Source organism: Actinoplanes sp. GCM10030250, from assembly GCF_042666575.1.
GTDB lineage: Bacteria > Actinomycetota > Actinomycetes > Mycobacteriales > Micromonosporaceae > Actinoplanes.
Map to the genome: position 1 here is coordinate 66,203 of NZ_JBHTDO010000012.1, position 14,812 is coordinate 81,014.

General features: G+C 66.9%; 19 protein-coding genes. 7 read left to right on the plus strand and 12 right to left on the minus strand.

Annotated features, from left to right (window positions below; genetic code table 11):
* Window positions 1-25: 25 nt before the first annotated feature.
* The 7 genes from ACFQV6_RS17610 to ACFQV6_RS17640 all read right to left on the minus strand — a co-directional run bounded on the left by ACFQV6_RS17610 (window position 26) and on the right by ACFQV6_RS17640 (window position 6,137).
* Complete coding sequence (locus ACFQV6_RS17610; protein ID WP_378028559.1) at window positions 26-1,135, minus strand: AAA family ATPase; 1,110 nt, start codon at window positions 1,133-1,135, stop codon at window positions 26-28.
* Complete coding sequence (locus tag ACFQV6_RS17615) at window positions 1,132-2,292, minus strand: bifunctional DNA primase/polymerase (protein WP_378028560.1); 1,161 nt, start codon at window positions 2,290-2,292, stop codon at window positions 1,132-1,134. The genes ACFQV6_RS17610 and ACFQV6_RS17615 overlap by 4 nt, the downstream gene beginning before the upstream one ends.
* 1 nt (window position 2,293) lies before the next feature.
* Window positions 2,294-2,569: a hypothetical protein gene (locus ACFQV6_RS17620; protein ID WP_378028561.1), complete on the minus strand. Its 276-nt coding sequence runs from the start codon at window positions 2,567-2,569 to the stop codon at window positions 2,294-2,296.
* Window positions 2,570-2,594: 25 nt separating this feature from the next.
* Window positions 2,595-2,864 carry a hypothetical protein gene (locus tag ACFQV6_RS17625; RefSeq protein WP_378028562.1) on the minus strand — a complete coding sequence of 90 codons (270 nt, stop codon included), beginning with the start codon at window positions 2,862-2,864 and terminating at the stop codon, window positions 2,595-2,597.
* Window positions 2,865-2,999: 135 nt separating this feature from the next.
* Window positions 3,000-5,132: a cell division protein FtsK gene (locus tag ACFQV6_RS17630; RefSeq protein WP_378028563.1), complete on the minus strand. Its 2,133-nt coding sequence runs from the start codon at window positions 5,130-5,132 to the stop codon at window positions 3,000-3,002.
* A gap of 18 nt (window positions 5,133-5,150) precedes the next feature.
* Window positions 5,151-5,594 (minus strand): DUF3307 domain-containing protein, encoded by a 444-nt coding sequence (locus tag ACFQV6_RS17635; RefSeq protein WP_378028564.1) that lies wholly within the window; start codon window positions 5,592-5,594, stop codon window positions 5,151-5,153.
* A gap of 90 nt (window positions 5,595-5,684) precedes the next feature.
* A complete protein-coding gene (locus ACFQV6_RS17640) occupies window positions 5,685-6,137 on the minus strand; it encodes a DUF2637 domain-containing protein (RefSeq protein ID WP_378028565.1) in 453 nt (150 codons plus the stop codon).
* A gap of 59 nt (window positions 6,138-6,196) precedes the next feature.
* Here ACFQV6_RS17640 and ACFQV6_RS17645 point away from each other — a divergent pair, with 59 nt between their 5' ends.
* Window positions 6,197-6,406, plus strand: coding sequence for a hypothetical protein (locus tag ACFQV6_RS17645; RefSeq protein ID WP_378028566.1), 210 nt, complete (start codon window positions 6,197-6,199; stop codon window positions 6,404-6,406).
* A gap of 4 nt (window positions 6,407-6,410) precedes the next feature.
* Here the strand turns inward: ACFQV6_RS17645 and ACFQV6_RS17650 are convergent, their stop codons facing one another.
* Window positions 6,411-6,656 (minus strand): DUF6284 family protein, encoded by a 246-nt coding sequence (locus ACFQV6_RS17650; RefSeq protein WP_378028567.1) that lies wholly within the window; start codon window positions 6,654-6,656, stop codon window positions 6,411-6,413.
* A 132-nt stretch (window positions 6,657-6,788) separates the two neighbouring features.
* Here ACFQV6_RS17650 and ACFQV6_RS17655 point away from each other — a divergent pair, with 132 nt between their 5' ends.
* Window positions 6,789-7,655: a winged helix-turn-helix domain-containing protein gene (locus ACFQV6_RS17655; RefSeq protein ID WP_378028568.1), complete on the plus strand. Its 867-nt coding sequence runs from the start codon at window positions 6,789-6,791 to the stop codon at window positions 7,653-7,655.
* The gene (locus ACFQV6_RS17660; protein ID WP_378028569.1) at window positions 7,652-8,356 is read left to right on the plus strand and encodes an HAD family hydrolase; all 705 of its coding nucleotides are present in this window, start codon (window positions 7,652-7,654) and stop codon (window positions 8,354-8,356) included. The genes ACFQV6_RS17655 and ACFQV6_RS17660 overlap by 4 nt, the downstream gene beginning before the upstream one ends.
* Before the next feature lie 114 nt (window positions 8,357-8,470).
* On the opposite strand, the gene ACFQV6_RS17665 is transcribed toward ACFQV6_RS17660, so the two are convergent.
* Entirely contained in the window at window positions 8,471-8,683 is a 213-nt protein-coding gene (locus ACFQV6_RS17665) for a DNA-binding protein (protein WP_378028570.1), read from the minus strand.
* A gap of 611 nt (window positions 8,684-9,294) precedes the next feature.
* On the opposite strand from ACFQV6_RS17665, the gene ACFQV6_RS17670 reads away from it, so the two are divergent.
* Window positions 9,295-10,347, plus strand: a complete 1,053-nt coding sequence (locus tag ACFQV6_RS17670; RefSeq protein WP_378028571.1) for a DUF262 domain-containing protein — start codon at window positions 9,295-9,297, stop codon at window positions 10,345-10,347.
* Between the two features lie 58 nt (window positions 10,348-10,405).
* Here ACFQV6_RS17670 and ACFQV6_RS17675 read toward each other — a convergent pair whose 3' ends face one another.
* Window positions 10,406-10,657 (minus strand): hypothetical protein, encoded by a 252-nt coding sequence (locus tag ACFQV6_RS17675; protein ID WP_378028572.1) that lies wholly within the window; start codon window positions 10,655-10,657, stop codon window positions 10,406-10,408.
* 1,720 nt (window positions 10,658-12,377) lie between these two features.
* Between ACFQV6_RS17675 and ACFQV6_RS17680 the strand changes: the two genes are divergently transcribed.
* Entirely contained in the window at window positions 12,378-12,644 is a 267-nt protein-coding gene (locus ACFQV6_RS17680; RefSeq protein ID WP_378028686.1) for a Uma2 family endonuclease, read from the plus strand.
* 139 nt (window positions 12,645-12,783) lie between these two features.
* Here the strand turns inward: ACFQV6_RS17680 and ACFQV6_RS17685 are convergent, their stop codons facing one another.
* Together ACFQV6_RS17685 and ACFQV6_RS17690 are read right to left on the minus strand one after the other, a co-directional pair.
* A complete protein-coding gene (locus ACFQV6_RS17685; protein WP_378028573.1) occupies window positions 12,784-13,080 on the minus strand; it encodes a hypothetical protein in 297 nt (98 codons plus the stop codon).
* Complete coding sequence (locus tag ACFQV6_RS17690; protein ID WP_378028574.1) at window positions 13,077-13,505, minus strand: MerR family transcriptional regulator; 429 nt, start codon at window positions 13,503-13,505, stop codon at window positions 13,077-13,079. The genes ACFQV6_RS17685 and ACFQV6_RS17690 overlap by 4 nt, the downstream gene beginning before the upstream one ends.
* 165 nt (window positions 13,506-13,670) lie before the next feature.
* Between ACFQV6_RS17690 and ACFQV6_RS17695 the strand changes: the two genes are divergently transcribed.
* Both ACFQV6_RS17695 and ACFQV6_RS17700 read left to right on the plus strand, forming a co-directional pair.
* A complete protein-coding gene (locus ACFQV6_RS17695) occupies window positions 13,671-13,994 on the plus strand; it encodes an ArsR/SmtB family transcription factor (protein WP_378028687.1) in 324 nt (107 codons plus the stop codon).
* On the plus strand, window positions 13,994-14,797 hold the full coding sequence (locus ACFQV6_RS17700; RefSeq protein ID WP_378028575.1) for a cation transporter: 804 nt from the start codon (window positions 13,994-13,996) through the stop codon (window positions 14,795-14,797). Before ACFQV6_RS17695 ends, ACFQV6_RS17700 begins: the two co-directional genes overlap by 1 nt.
* The last annotated feature ends 15 nt before the right edge of the window (window positions 14,798-14,812 follow it).

A 14,812-nucleotide genomic window follows, 5' to 3' on the forward strand; every position in this document is an offset into this window, starting at 1 on the left:
CCCTGTTTCAGCATGTTCGGTTGGGTCATGGCCAGAGTCCGGCTGTCCCCCGGCTGTCCCCCTCGTTTTCGCTGCTCAGAGGTGGTTGGGGGACAGCGGGGACAGGGGGGACACCGGGGACTCGGTACCTGCCGCCGGTGTCGGCGGCGAGTTGCCCGTCGGCGAGCATCCGCTGGCAGGTCCGTTTGACGTTGTCGTAGCCGAGGCCGACCCCGTCGGCGATGACCTTCGGTGTGCTGCCGGGGGTGGTCCGCAGGAAGCGCAGGATCACGGCGCGGGTCTCGCCGACCTGGTGGTCCTCGGCCGGGCCGTCGAGCATCTGCCACGCCCCGGCGAGGGGGTCGAAGCTCAGGGCGTACTCGTTCTCGTCGACGTCGCGGCCGGTCACGTGCAGCACGCCGTCGCCCTGGTTGCGGGCTCGCTTGAGCACGAGGGTCGCGTCGGCGGCCCCGGCCAGGCCGTTGGTGCCGGACACTTCGGTGAGGAAGTCGTCGGATCCGGCCTTACGCACGTGGTGCACGAGGACGAACGCGACCCCGTAGTCGTCGGCGACCTTCTTCGCCCGGCCCACGGCGGCGTAGTCCGCGTCATACGCCGAAGCGCCGGGGGCGGAGTTGCCCCTGAGCTTGGCGAACACGTCGATGATCACCATCCGCGCCGCCGGGTTGCGGTCGAGCCACGCGGCGATGGCCTGGTCGCCGCCCTGCGGCAGCGGCGGGCACTCGGTGGCCAGGGTCAGCCCGGCCGGAGCGGTGCGCGGGCCGAGGACTTTGCCGAGCCGGTTTTGCAGGCGGCGGGCGGTGTCCTCCAGGGCGAGATACAGCACCGGCCCCGGCTCGACCGGAATCGCCCCGAACGCCTTACCGCCCAGCGCAACGTCGATACCGAGGCCGAGCGACATCCAGGACTTGCCGACCTTGGGCGGGCCACAGAGCAGGTTGACGCCCTCGGACAGCACACCCGGCACGGCCCACTTGGGCGGGGCGAACTCCATGGCCATGATGTCGGCGGCAGTCCAGGAGGTGCGGATCCGGGCGGGCCGCGCCTGCTCGGATGACAGGACCTCGGCGGCGTCGTCCGGCCCGGCGACATGCAGGTTCGGGCGGTCGGGCCGTTCGGCCGGCGTAGTACTCATGCGGCCACCGTCCGGGGGCGCCGGGCACCGGCGGCGAGTCCGGAGCGGATCGTGCGCAGCGTCTCGAACCGGGAGAGGCCGATCGACAGCGCGGTCTCGGTCAGCAGCGCCTCGGCCTGGTCGACCGGTAGCGCTCCCCCGGCGGCGAGCTGGCCGAGGGCGACAGCAGAGACGTAGAGGGCGTGGTTCCGCTCGCCCTCGGCGGCCCGGCGCAGGTGATCGAGCTGGCTGCTGATCGCGGCGTCCAGGTAGGCACCCGTTCGGCCGGTCGGCAGGTCGACCACCACCGGGCGTTGCGGCGGTAGCGGCGGCGGGGCGAGGCGTTCGGCGAGCCATGCGGGCAGGTCGGCGGGGTCGCGGTCCCGCTCGATCGTGTAGCTGAGTCCGGCGACCGTGCTTCCGGCGGCGACGACGTAGCCGCCGTGGGCGCGGGTGTCGATCAGCCAGCCCAGGCCGTTGCCCCGCTCCCCCGCCGTGTTGCGCAGGGCCGGGCCGTCCGGGTGTCGGAAGTACAGGTGCAATCCGCCCCGACCGGTGCGCACGGTGTACGTGTCGAACGGAAAGGGCTCCCGCGCGGTGCGGCACAGGTCGTCGAGGACCAGGCCGCCGTGATCGACGCCCTTGCCTGCCCATGCGGCCGGGATGTCCTGGCCGTGCTTGAGGGTATCCAGGTCGACGACGAGCAGCCGGGACGGTCCGCAGGCGATGCCGATCTCGTACGGGATCTCGGCCCAGCCCAGGCGGATCCGGTCGGGGTCGGTGGTGGCGCGGGCTTCCCAGCCGGTGTGCCCGTTGCGGCAGCGCGGATCGCGGCCGGTGCAGGCGTCGGCCGGGTGGTCGGGGAAGGCGGGCCGCTTGTCGCCCGGGCGGAGCGGGAAGACGTGCCAGCCGCGCGCCGCTGCGGCGAGGGCCGTGTCGCGCAGGGATCCGTTGTCGGACATCAGTTCCGGCCTCCTGGTGTCGGGTGTGGACGGGCGGTGCTTGCTGTGGGCGCAGGCGGCGCAGAAGCGGGCCTTCTCCCACCGGGCGATCTGCAACGGCTGGCCGGAGACGGTGTCCTCGGCCGCCACGGTCCGGTCGCAGATGTGCGGGTACCGGCCGCTGGTCGGCACGAGCCGGCCGAGGGTCTTGCTCGCGCCGATCCAGTGGCCAGGCATGTCAGGCGGCCCGCCGCAGCGCCGGACGCTTGGCGGTCATCCGGGCCTCGGTGGCGTCCAGGGCGGCGAGGGTGCCGGGGTCGATCAGCATCCGGTCGGCGAGGTCGAGTCCGCCGGTGATCGCTCGGCGGCGGCGGGCTTCCAGGCGGTCGGGCAGGTCGGGGTGGGCGACCTGGCGGCGTCCGCCGGGCAGGCGGGTGACGGTGAGGCCCTGGGCGCGGGCGGCGGTGTCGTGGCGGTGGTGGATGCGGTCGGCGAGGCGGTCGAGCAGGCTCACGGCGGATCCCTTCGCGGGCAGGTGATCAGCGGGCGTTGTGGTGCAGTTCGCGCAGGGCGTTGATCACGCGGCGGCCGACTCGTAGACGGCGTCCGTCGCCATGGCAGCGGCGGCAGAGGCCGAACGCGCGGCCGAACGGGGACCGGCGCTTGCCGGTGCCGGAGCACTTGCGGCAGGCTCCGAACGGCCAGAGCCAGCAGCCGATCCCGTAACAGAAAGTGGCGATCATGGCGGCGATGATCAGGATGCCGATCAGGGCGGTTTCGGCGGTTGCGGTCGCGGCAAGGACAGGCACAGCGAGCCTCCTGAGGCGGTTTTTGGGTGTGAAGGGCTGGCGGCGCAACCCGCGACCGGTCAATGTCTGCGCTGACCAGGCCGGTCGCGGGTTGAGTCGCGTTGACGCGACCGGTCGCGGGTTGCCCGCGACCGGCTAGGCGGCCTTGCGGCGGGAGATCGCGGCGTCGATGTCGTCGGTCTTGGCTCCCTTGAGGGCCTTGCCGGACCGCTTGACATCTACGCTGCGTACACCGAACGACCGGACCTGGGCCGAGATCGATTCGGCAGTGACGTCCGCGTACGCCTCGGGCAGCCGGTCGGCGAGGCGGGTGGCGATCTCTTCCCACTGCGCGCCGGTCTCGCCGCGCTCGATCACGCTGCGGACGTCGGCGAGCACGTCGCGGATCTCACGGGCGATGTCCTCGCCTGCGGCCATGCCGGTCAGCGTGCCGGCCGATTCGCGCAGCTTGCGGGCAGCGATCAGGATCGTCTCGGCGTCGGGGTGATCAGCGAGATACGTGCGGACCGTCGGGGTGGCGTCCGATGCGCCGCGCAGGATCCCGACGCCCTTGTAGGTGGGCAGCAGAGTCGAGCTGTCGTAGCCCTCGCTGTAAGCCCCGGAACCGAGGACCAGGTCGGAGACCTGCCACGAGCCGGTACGCAGGGAGAACCGGACCTGGTGGTTGTCGCGGTAGGAGATGAACTGCTGGGCGACCTGCCCGGTGCCGACCCCGGACGGGCGCTGGGTGGCGTCGACGAAGATCACACCGGCGGCCGGGGCGACCTTGACCAGGTAGACCAACAGGCTCGCGATCTCCTTGGAGACCTCGCCGAGGTCGAAGTACTCCTGGAACTCGTCCAGCACGACCATCCGCACCGGCATCCCGTACTTCGGGTCCCGGGCGATCTCACGGGTCAGCTTGCCCTCGGGGCAGACGTCGACCGGCAGGGCCGACAGCCGCTCGTAACGGTCCTGCACGTCGGCTTTGACCTCGCGCAGGGCCTGCACGACGATCTCGGCGGGGTCACCGTCGCGGGTCAGCGCCAGACCGAACGAGCACCGGTCGGCGACAAGGGCGAACTTGCGCCAGTCCGGCTTGCCGCCACCGTCCAGGACGGTCAGCTTCACGTACGGGTCCAGGGCGGCGTACAGGGCCAGCGTGCGGGCGGCGAACGTCTTGCCCTGTCGGGGCTGCGCGCCGATCAGCATCGACGTCCACATGAGATCGATCGCGACTTTGTTGCCGCGCTCGTCCAGGCCGAACGGGGCAGGCTGCCAGATGTCGGTCGGCTTGCACCGCAGCAGCGGCGTCCGGCCCGCGCCCTGGGCGAGCGGGTCGCGATCGGCGACCCACAGCGTGTGGCGCCGGTGCGAGCTGGGGTCCCGGGTGATGAACACCTGCGAGACCGCCACGTCCAGGCCCGACGCGATCGCGCCGCGTGCCTTGACCGCGTCGTCGAACGTCTTGCCGTACGGCAGATCGATCGACACCTGCGAACCGGTGCCCGACGCGTCGCGGGCCATGGTCGAGCCGAACCCGATCTGCTGGTGGGCCTTGTCCGGGTGCCCAAGACCGGCGGCGTAGTAGGCCCGCAGGATGATGTCCGGGTTGACCCGGCGGAAGCGGCCCGAGACCGTGGCCGGGGTGATGATGCGCCGGTCTTCCGGACGGCCGATGTGCGCCAGGAACGCGACGACCAGGGCGACGCCGAGGACCAGTGCCCAGACCGGAGCGGTGGCGTAGAGGATCGGGCCGCCGATCGCGAGCGCGAGTAGTTCGGCGGCAAGGACCAGGCCGCGCCACATCCGGGTGGCCTTGACCTCGCGGTGCAGCTTGAGCCACATAGCGGGGTCGTTGGTGTCGGCGGCGGCCTGCCGCAGGCTGTACTGCTCAGTGACCCACCACCACTTGAGCTGCCGCCCGATCAGCCGGAACAGGCCGACGACAGCCCAGAACGAGGCGAGCAGGGTGTACCAGGGAGCGCGCAGGGCGTGGAAGCTCGCGCGGTAGCCGGTCAGGGCGGCGGCCTGCCCGAGGGTGTGGCGGATGTTCGGCCAGGTCGACCAGTTGGCCGGCACGATGGGCCGTTTGCCGGACGCGTCGACCGGCGGGGTGTCGACCGGCATCCCGCCGCGCTGCGGGGTCTCGTCCAGGGTGATCTCGTAGTGCGTGCCCGCGTCGGCGGTCCGGCGGGTGCGGGCGGCGTCCAGGTCGACGACGTCGGCAACGTCGGCCTCAGCGGCGGTCCAGTCGAAGTTCTCGGGGTTCTCGTTGGGGGTGTTCACGGTGTCTGTCCTCCGGTCTCAGGCGGCGATCACGAGGGCGGCGACGAACAGGAACAGGTAGTGGAAGGACTGATCGAGGGCGTACGAGCCGGTACCGAGGGACGGGTTGTCGTCGCGGCCGGGACGCGGGCAGCCGAGGGCGTAGAACTTGGCGGAGCCGGTCAGCTCGGCGAGGCGCTTGAGCGGGGTGCGTCGGTCGGCGATGTAGTGCGTGACGGCGGAGATCGCGAGTCCGGCGGCGACGTTGCCGGGGTTGACGTCGAGGTCGGTCGACATGGCCAGGGCGGCGAGGGCGACCAGCGCGGTCAGGGTGTAGGTGGCGACGTGAGCGGCGCAGGCGAGGCGGCCGGACCAGCCGGGACGGCCCTTGCAGTCGGCCTGATGCTGGGTCTGGATCCAGTGGTCAGCGACCTGGTGAGCGACGAACAGGGCGACGAAGACAGCAGCGAACGCGGCAGTCATGATGGGTGTCTCTCCTGAGGTCTGGTGACTGATGGGAGGGCCGGTGACGCGGCACTTGCTTGGCGGTAGGAACCGCGTCACCGGGCGAAGCTAGGCAGCGGCGAGGGCGGGCGTTTCCGCAGCAACCGGGGCAGACGGTGACGCATCACTGACGCGGAGGGCGGCGAGGTGACGCCGCGCGGTCGAGATCGAGACACCGGCCTTAGCGGCGATCTGCGAGACCGGCGCATCGGGCATCCGAGCGGCGACCTTGGCAACCTTCTCCGCCGACGCGGGACGCGGCGTGACGCGCTTCGCGGGTGTCCGCTTGATCGCCGGAATCGGCGCGGGATCGGCGGCGGGCAGGGGCGCGGCGGGCGTCACCGGAACGATCGCCTCGGCGTCGGCCGGCGTGGTCTCGGTTGCGGTCTCGTTGAGCGCGCGGATCCGTCTGCCGATCTCGACCAGGCTGATCGAGGCGACCACGATCAGGCCGTCCACGCTGAACGGCAGCAGGTAGGCCGAGGAGGCGGCCTCGCCGTATCGGGTGGCGACGTCGACCATGTGCCAGTAGGAAACCCATGCGGCGATGCCCGCGAATGATGGCGGTAGCGAACTGCCGGATGGCTGTCATCACCGTGTCGCGTTGGGCCGGGATCCGGGAGATCAGCTCGACCGCCAGCATCAGCGCCAGCGGCGACCAGGCGGAGATCGCCTGGCTGATCACGTTGTCGGCGGCGTGCAGCACGTTGCCCGCCAGCGACGCCGCAATGCCGAGGGCGAACACCGCACGCACGCCCCACCCGATGCGCTTCAAAAGCTTGAGATCCTGAGTCATCACGCGGCCGCCTTCCGGGAGACGGGACGCGCGGCCAGCTCGACCGCAACGCGAGTCACACGGGCCTCAGCCCGGCGCAGACGCCGCCAGTCCAACGGCGACGGGCCGCCGTGATCGGCGACGTTGATGAGGCTGATCTCCGCGTCCAACAGGGACAGTTCCGCCTCGATCAGCGGCCACTCAGCCTCGATCGCAGACAGTTCCGCTGGCGTCGGTTCGCCGAGCGGGAGCGAGTGCGTGCGCAAAACGGACCTCCGAAGTTGTGGAGCCTGGCTAGTCAGGTTCCGATATGGATGACGCTAGGCTCTCTTGGCTAGCCATGTCAACCTCTCCACCCGAACTTCCCTTACTTGGCTAGCCAGAGGTACTGTCAGCCCATGGCCGCGAACCTGGAATTTCTTGGTGATCTCGATCCCGATGACCCGCGACAGGCGTCGCAGCAGATCGCGAACATGCTGCGTGCCGCGATCTTGACCCGGAAGCTCGCACCGGGCGACAAACTGCCGTCACAACCCGAACTCGCGAGCCGATATGGCGTTGCACGAGAGACGATCAAGCGAGCGCTTGAAGTGCTGCGCAATGAGCGGTTGATCGTGAGTAGGCAGGGCAGCGGGGCGTTCGTCCGCGCTCAAACACAGCGGCCGGTCGAACTTCGTCCGCTCATCGAGGCGGCATTCGAGCACAACCATGTCGCGATCGACTTCGCTGGTTTCTCGGGCGAGACGCTGCGGGATGCGATCGCCGAGGCTCTCGACATGGTCCGTGCCGGTCGGTCCGCCCCGGAGAGCATCAGCGTCCGCCTACTGATCTCCGACATGTCGGTGCCCATGGCGCTACCAGCACTAGCTGAGACCGGAGCCGACGATCCTGCCGTCCGGAAGCGGGCAGAGCGCATCACCCGGCGGGCCGCAGACGGGATCATCGATCAAGTACAAGAACTGGCCGACCTCGGCCTCGTGAAGTCGTCGATGGCGGAGGTACGGACGCACAGCATCGCGCCGACCTTCAAGCTCTACATTCTCAACGGGCGAGAGGCGTTCTTCGGCTTCTACCCGGCGATCAGACGCGAGGTAACCATCGGCCGTGAGCCGGTCGAGATCTTCGACCTCATGGGCAGGGACGCGACCTTGTTCCATTACGCGGTCGACGACGACGAGGCCTCCCACGGGACCCAGTTCGTAGAGTCCGCCCGCCTTTGGTTCGACTCAGTCTGGAACAGCGTCGCTCGCGAGTACCGCTCGTGAGCAGGTCGACGCTTGCTGACCTCGTCGGCGCCGGACCGCTGCTCTTGGACTTCGATGGGCCGGTCTGCTCGATCTTCGCGGGCTACCCCGCGCCGCGTGTTGCGGCCGAGCTGGTCGCCCTGCTCGATGCCGAGGGCGTCGCCATGCCGGCCGAATTGCGCGGCGAGCAGGATCCCCTCGCCGTACTTCGCTGGGCAGGCGAGAGCTGCACACACGAGGTGACAGAGACCGTCGAGAAGGCCCTCTGTGCGGCCGAAGTGCGCGCCGCCACCGTCGCAGCTCCGACGCCGTTCGGACGTGAGGTGATCCTCGGCGCGCACGCGCGTCGCGTGCCGGTCGCGGTGGTGAGCAACAACTCGGCGGCAGCGATCGAGGCCTACCTGACGGCCCACGGTCTCGCTTCGTACGTGAATCCGATCATCGGTCGGGCATTCGCCGACCCACGGCGCATGAAGCCGAACCCTGAGCCGGTGCTCGCCGCCGTGCACGCACTCCGGGCCGCGCCGGAGCACTGCACGCTCGTCGGCGACTCACTCTCAGACATCGAAGCGGCCCATGCCGCCGGGGTCGCCGTGATCGGCTACGCGAACAGAGATTGGAAGGTCGCCGCCTTCAGGTCCGCCGACGTCGTAGTGACGTCAATGGGAGACATAGCCGAGGCCCTGTCCCCCGTGTCCCCGGTGTCCCCCGAGGCGGATTGAGCTGCGGAAACGACGGGGACACTGGATTCAGCAGGTGTCCCCCAACCACCCTAGGTAACCGCACGCCTCGCGGCCAGGTCCGGGCAATGCAGCAACGGATCTAGCTTCGCGCTCTCATGACTCGTCGTCCGAGTCGTTCTTGCGTTCTCGCTGCTCACGCCGCTTCGCGTACTCGTCAACGTCGGTAGAGCGCCAGACCTTGCCCATCGCAAGCTCGCGCCACGGGTCCGGGAAGTCTTTGCGGCCCATCAGGATGTACGCCCGCTGACGAGACACGTTGAGCCGCTCGCGGATCTCTTCCGGCCCCATCGGATACGGCTCGTCCATACCGCAGACGCTAGACAGCGCGTGATCTTGTCATCACGCAAATCCAACGTTCGGTCTGGCTCATCCAGTTGTCATGACGTAACCTCCCCCCTGCAAGGGCGGCGGGCGCGGCTCCCCCGTGGCCCGCCCGCCGTCCTAGCAGCCTCACCAACGGGAGGCACCTCAGATGAGCAGAGATCCGTTTCCGATGCATGGCCCCCGGCGACGCTGGTATGCGCCCTGGCGCAGAGCCTGCCGATGCGGTTTGGACGCTTACCCGTGCATCGTGCTCCGCACCGTCTACCGCGACCGGGTGAAGGCGGCTCACACTTGGCGGGATCTTGAGCGCCGCAACTCGCGTCGGTAGCTCGCTCGTTTCCGCCCCCGCATCCCCCACGCACCTCTGAAGCGGCCGACCTGCCCGGTGAAGGGGGTCAGTGTTGGGTATCAGGCGCCCTCGGAGGGACCACTGACGATTGAGTGCCTCGCTTAGCTCCAGGCCCACTGGCAGACCTTCCCGTATGCCCAACGATTCATTGACCTGGGGAACAGTAGGGAAAAGTGCATGCCGGCTGCCCTCGGGATGACGCATGTCGCACTCAGCCGCCGTCAACTAGGGTGAGGCTATGGGCATGACGGGTGAGGTAGGCAACCTGGATGATCAGCTAACGAATGAGCGCCGCAAGGTTGATGTGGCTACGCACAACTTCTCGGTTCGTGAACTAGTCCGCATGATTACGGATGGCGAACTCAATGTAGCGCCCGAGTACCAGCGGAAGTTTAGATGGAGGGAAGACGGAGAATCACTATTCGTAGAATCTGTTTTTCTCGGCCTTCCAGTGCCGCCACTATTTGTAGCAACAAACGTCGACTTTCAATGGGAGGTTGTGGACGGCTTACAGCGCCTTTCTACACTAGTGCACTACATGAGTGAAAACGCCGATGATCTAAAGCTGGCCAACAGGACGTCCGCCTTAGTGATTGAAGGTCTCGAAAAGCTAACTGAGCTAAATGGCAAAACATTTGCAGATCTACCGCGCAATTTTCAGGTCTACTTTGGCCGCCAGCCATTACAGGTAATCTCGTTGACAGACAAGAGCGACCTTCAGGTCCGCTTTGATCTATTCGAGAGACTTAATAAAGGCACCGTAACGCTAACACCTCAGGAGGTACGAGCATGTGTGTATCGCGGCCCATTTAATAGCCTACTTGAAGAACTTGCTAAACATGAGAGCTTTACCAAACTATTGAAGCTCCAGAAAATTCATCAGCACGATGGCACCATAGCCGAGCAAGTCCTTAAGTTTTTCGCGTATAAAAACTTCAGAGACCAGTTCGACGGCAAGGTAAGCACGTTCCTTAATCGATACATGCTGGCCGCCAACGAACGGTTTGACGCAGATCAAGAAAAGCTTGCTTTCATGAAGGCAAGCGACCGACTGTTCGATATTTGCAATGGTCCATTTTTGCGGCCCGGCGTCCATGTGACGCCGCTGGTTCAATTCGAGGCATGCCTAGTCGCCGTGGCGGAGCTGCAGCAAGGTGGCCAAGAGGTCATTACGCCACCTGGCAAATGGCTGGTTGACCCTGAGCTTAAGGACTCAAGTACCGGAGCGACGAATACCCGGTCCATGCTTCGCCGCAGAATCGAACAAGCGAAGGCGCTTCTAAGTGGCCGCGCATAGCACGCTCATCAGTGACGTCAATGCACATGGATATCGCCTACTGCAGAGAATCACAGACCTAAAACGGCTGCTTTCGGCGGCCGAGAACATCGCCCGCGACGACCCGAGCCTTGACTTTGTGACCCGAGAGGCGCGTGGAGTTGCGATCATTGGGGCTGCAGCCGAGCTCGAAGCCCTGACGCAGTTCATACTGAAGAAGTCTCACGAAGAAATAAATGCCGGCACGGTTGCAATGGGCGACCTCCGGCCATGCCTCCGCCAGCTCGCTGCTCACAATACCTTCGAGAGCCTCCGAGACTTGCAGGATCACGGGCGCCTGTGGGATCTACGACTACAGGTCACCACGTTGGACAGAAATGCCGACTTCCTACAGCTACCTTTGCCGTCGAGAGGTCCACAACCACCTCTTGACGGAAAGACCCTGAAACAAGAGCATTTTCTTCGAATATGGTCCATCTACGGTTTGCCAGACGACCCGTTTCCCAATCCCTCCTGGGCTCTAACATTGCAGAAAGTAGCGATCATTCGGAATGACGTTGCCCACGGCCGCATGGCTCTTGTCGACGTCTTTAGTCAAGCAGGCAGGTCCGTGGTTGAGATTGAGAGATACCTGGATGACGTAGCCAACTTTGCCTCTCATTTTGTGGACGCATGGTCTCGATATATGAGTCATGAACTGTACTTGGCCACCTGACCGTGACCTGCGCAACAGGTTAAATATTCAGTATCGGCCACTAGTGAGGGGGCATAAGGCCAGGACGCTCAGGAACACACCAGGTCGCGCTCGATCGGCCGCTCATCAGGGCGTGTATAGGGGGTAGCCATAGATTCTTGTACGGCTCCCAAGCTGACAGTACGCGTTCGGTCCCCGTCACCCGCTCCACATGCTGGAGCCCTGGTCAGGACCGGTATTCTGCCCGGGATTCCGGCGTTCTAGAGGGTTGAAGGACGCTGGCGTGCCGTTACCTCTTCGCTAGCCAGCTTCGGCGGCCGGTTCCGCGCGCTCCCGCCCTCTTCTTTTCGCGCTTGCTCAGCTTACAGGTGGAGCCCTTCCACCTGCCTTATTCGATCGCATCCGCGACGCCCGCACGATGCGCTCACGGCTGGCGTACCGGCAGATCAACGTCCCTGGTTCCGTGACGTGCGGTCTCGGTCAAACCTAGCTACGAGAGTGACCGACGTTCCATCGGCGAGCTCAGCCTGGGCGGTCAGGAAGGTGGTCGGGCCTGACCCTGGCGCGACCCGCGGGACGGCACCAAGCGCGTCCACCCACTCTTGCCACTCCTCCCGTCGGCTCTCTGGTTCGACCATGGAGAGGGCCGCTCCAAACAGATCGCCGCTCGGGCCCATCTGCCACGCCAGGACCGGTAGATCCCGGGCAAGGAGCCGTACAAGTGCAACGGCACCGCGCCGCTGCTGGCGTAGCAATGCGAGACGTTCGTCGTCCATCCCAGAATCTTGGCTGCCCGGACGAGTGCCCCGCAATTAAGCCGCCGCGTACTTACGGGAGTGCGCCAGGCTGAGCTAGAAACCCTCTCCAGGGCCTTACGGAGGAGTCCCCGTCGACTGAGGGCCTCCATGCCTCATGGTGGGCCACGGAGGCATCTGTTGTCGGATCCGTGTCGACCCGCCGCCTTCAAGTCACGTTTCCCCTGGTGGCAGCCGATTAATCGCTCGGACTGTAAATCCGTCGCGAAAGCTACAGAGGTTCGAATCGTCTACCCGCCACATTCAGCACAGTCGGCCCTCTCAGCGCTCAGCCGAGGGGGCCGATCTCGTTCTACCGCCAAGCTTCCAGAAACGCCGTGCCACCTTCGGTGCCGTACCGTTGTGAGCTGATTCTCGTGAGCCGATGGGGGTGACGTCGTCGATGAGTGTGGGAGTGGTTGACCACGTCGGTCCATGGACCGAGGACGAGTACTTCGCGCTTGGCGAGACGACGGACCGGATTGAGCTGATTGACGCGAGCCTGGTGGTGAGCCCGCGCCGAACATGAGCCATCAGCGGCTTCCCGCCGTCTGGCGAACGCGCTGGAGGAAGGCGCCTCGCCGGCCGGGCTCTTCGTGTACGAGGCGATCAACGTCCGGCTGCACACCGGCCGCATCGTGATCCCCGACCTGATTGTGGTGGACCTGGACGAGGAGGCCGTCGCGGCAGACGCTTCCCGGGTGCTCCTGATCGGTGAGATCGTGTCGCCGAGCAACGCCACCATGGGCCGTGTGCTGAAGATGCAGCTCTACGCTGCTGCCGGCATCGGGTGGTACCTCCTGTCGAGCATGAGGCGCCGGATTCGCTGACGCTGCGGCTCAACCGCCTTGATGACCAGCACTACGTCGAGGAAACCGTCGTGAAGAGCGGTGCGAGCCTGGCGGTTCGAACTCGACACCCGGTCTCTCGTCCGTCTTTGATCGGCTTCGCGTTCTGCCGGAGTCGTGGCTAGCAGCCGCAGGTGGTGCTGGCGCAGCGGCAGCTGGCGGACGCGCGCTTCGTGGAGCGGCGACGATGTAGCCACCACATGCCCAGGGCGAGCGCTGCCAGGCCCGCGGCGACGGCCAGCAGGGTTTGCTCCAAGAAGGCTGCGCCCGCGCCGGTGAGTAGGCCGGCGGCGATCAGCAAGGGCAGGGTGCAGCACGCGGCGCAGGCGAGGATGGCGAGGGCGCCGGTGATCTGGGTGCGGCGTGGTGGAGCGTTGTCGATGAGCACCGGGATCGGTGAGGGGACGGGCTGGCTCATGCGGGTTCTCCCGGGTGCGCGTTGCCGATGGTCAGGTAGGGGATCGGGCAGTCGGCGCAGGTGCAGTTGGTGAGGCTGTCGCAGTGGGCGTCGACGACCTCGGTGAGGGTGCCGCGAATGGCGGTCAGGTCGGCGATCTTTCGGTCGATCTCGGCGATCTTGTTGATGGCGCGTTGCCGGAGGTCTGCCGGTGGGTGGCGGCGGCGGCCGGCGGCCAGTAGGTCGGCTACCTCGTCGAGGGTGAAGCCGAGTCGCTGGGCGGCTTTGATGACGGTGAGCAGGGCGACGGTGTCCGGCGGGTAGAGCCGGTGGCCGCCCAGGGAACGGTCTGGTTCGGCGAGTAGGCCGCGGCGCTCGTAGTAGCGCAGGGTCTGGATGTTGACGCCGGCCTGCTCGGCGACCTCACCGGTTCGCAATCCGGCCATCACGAGGCCACCATCGATCGGGCGTCGGGAACTGTGGAAGACATACCGGCCTCCTCGAACGGGGCGCGGTCAGCGCCGTGCCATCGACGATAAACCTGTACCTGGGTACCGATTGCAAGGGATCAACGACGATACAGCGTTTGATGTACGGTCGACCCTGTGGAGATGTTGACCCATGGTGCGGTGCTGGCTCGGTTCGGGCATGCCCTGTCGGATCCGACGCGTGCCCGGCTGCTGCTGGCGTTGCGTGAGGGGCCTGGGTATCCGGCGCAGCTGGCTGAACTGCTGGGCACGACGCGGCAGAACCTGTCGAACCATCTGACCTGTCTGCGCGGCTGCGGCCTGGTGGTGTCGGTGCCGGAAGGGCGCCGGGTGCGCTACGAGCTCGCCGATGCGCGACTGGCACACGCTCTGGGCGACCTGCTGGGGGTGGTGCTCGCTGTCCGCCCGGAGGCCTGCGCCGACTCGGCCGAGAAGGGCTGCTGCTGATGGGCGGGCCGCTGATTCAGCTCGACGCCGTCGGTCCCGCGCCGCGGCGGAGGGCGACGCTCAACCGTCGGGTTCGGCTGTTGGTGGCCGCGACCATCACGTACAACGTGGTCGAGGCGATCGTCGCGATCACGGCGGGCACCATGGCGTCGTCGACGGCTCTGATCGGGTTCGGCCTGGATTCGGTGATCGAGGTGTCGTCGGCTGCCGCGGTGGCGTGGCAGTTCGCCGGACGGGATCCTGAGCGGCGAGAGAAAACCGCACTGCGGGTCATCGCGATCTCGTTCTTCGCGCTGGCCGCGTACGTGACCGTCGAGTCGGTACGAGCGCTGATCGTCGGGGTGGAAGCTGCGCACTCCAGTTTGGGCATCGTTCTGGCCGCGGTCTCCCTGGCGATCATGCCGGGGCTGTCGTACGCCCAGCGCCGGACCGGGCACGAGCTCGGTTCCCGCTCGGCGGTCGCTGACTCGAAGCAGACACTGCTTTGCACGTACCTCTCCGGTGTTCTGCTGGTGGGTCTCGCGATGAACAGCCTGTTCGGCTGGTCCTGGGCCGACCCGATCGCTGCCCTGGTGATCGCCGCCGTCGCGGTCAAGGAAGGTCGCGAGGCGTGGCGTGGCGTCGCCTGCTGTGCCGACCCCCTGGTGACGCGGCAGGTCACGGCCGACAGCGCGGACGCCTGCGACTGCGAGCCGGGATGCGCCTGCTGCGGCCGGAACGCTGCCGATCAGGCGGGCAAAGGCACGGGCAACGCGCGGACAGCGGGAACCGTCGGCCGTCGATACAATCCGTCGGCCAATTGACCACGGGGAGCCTTG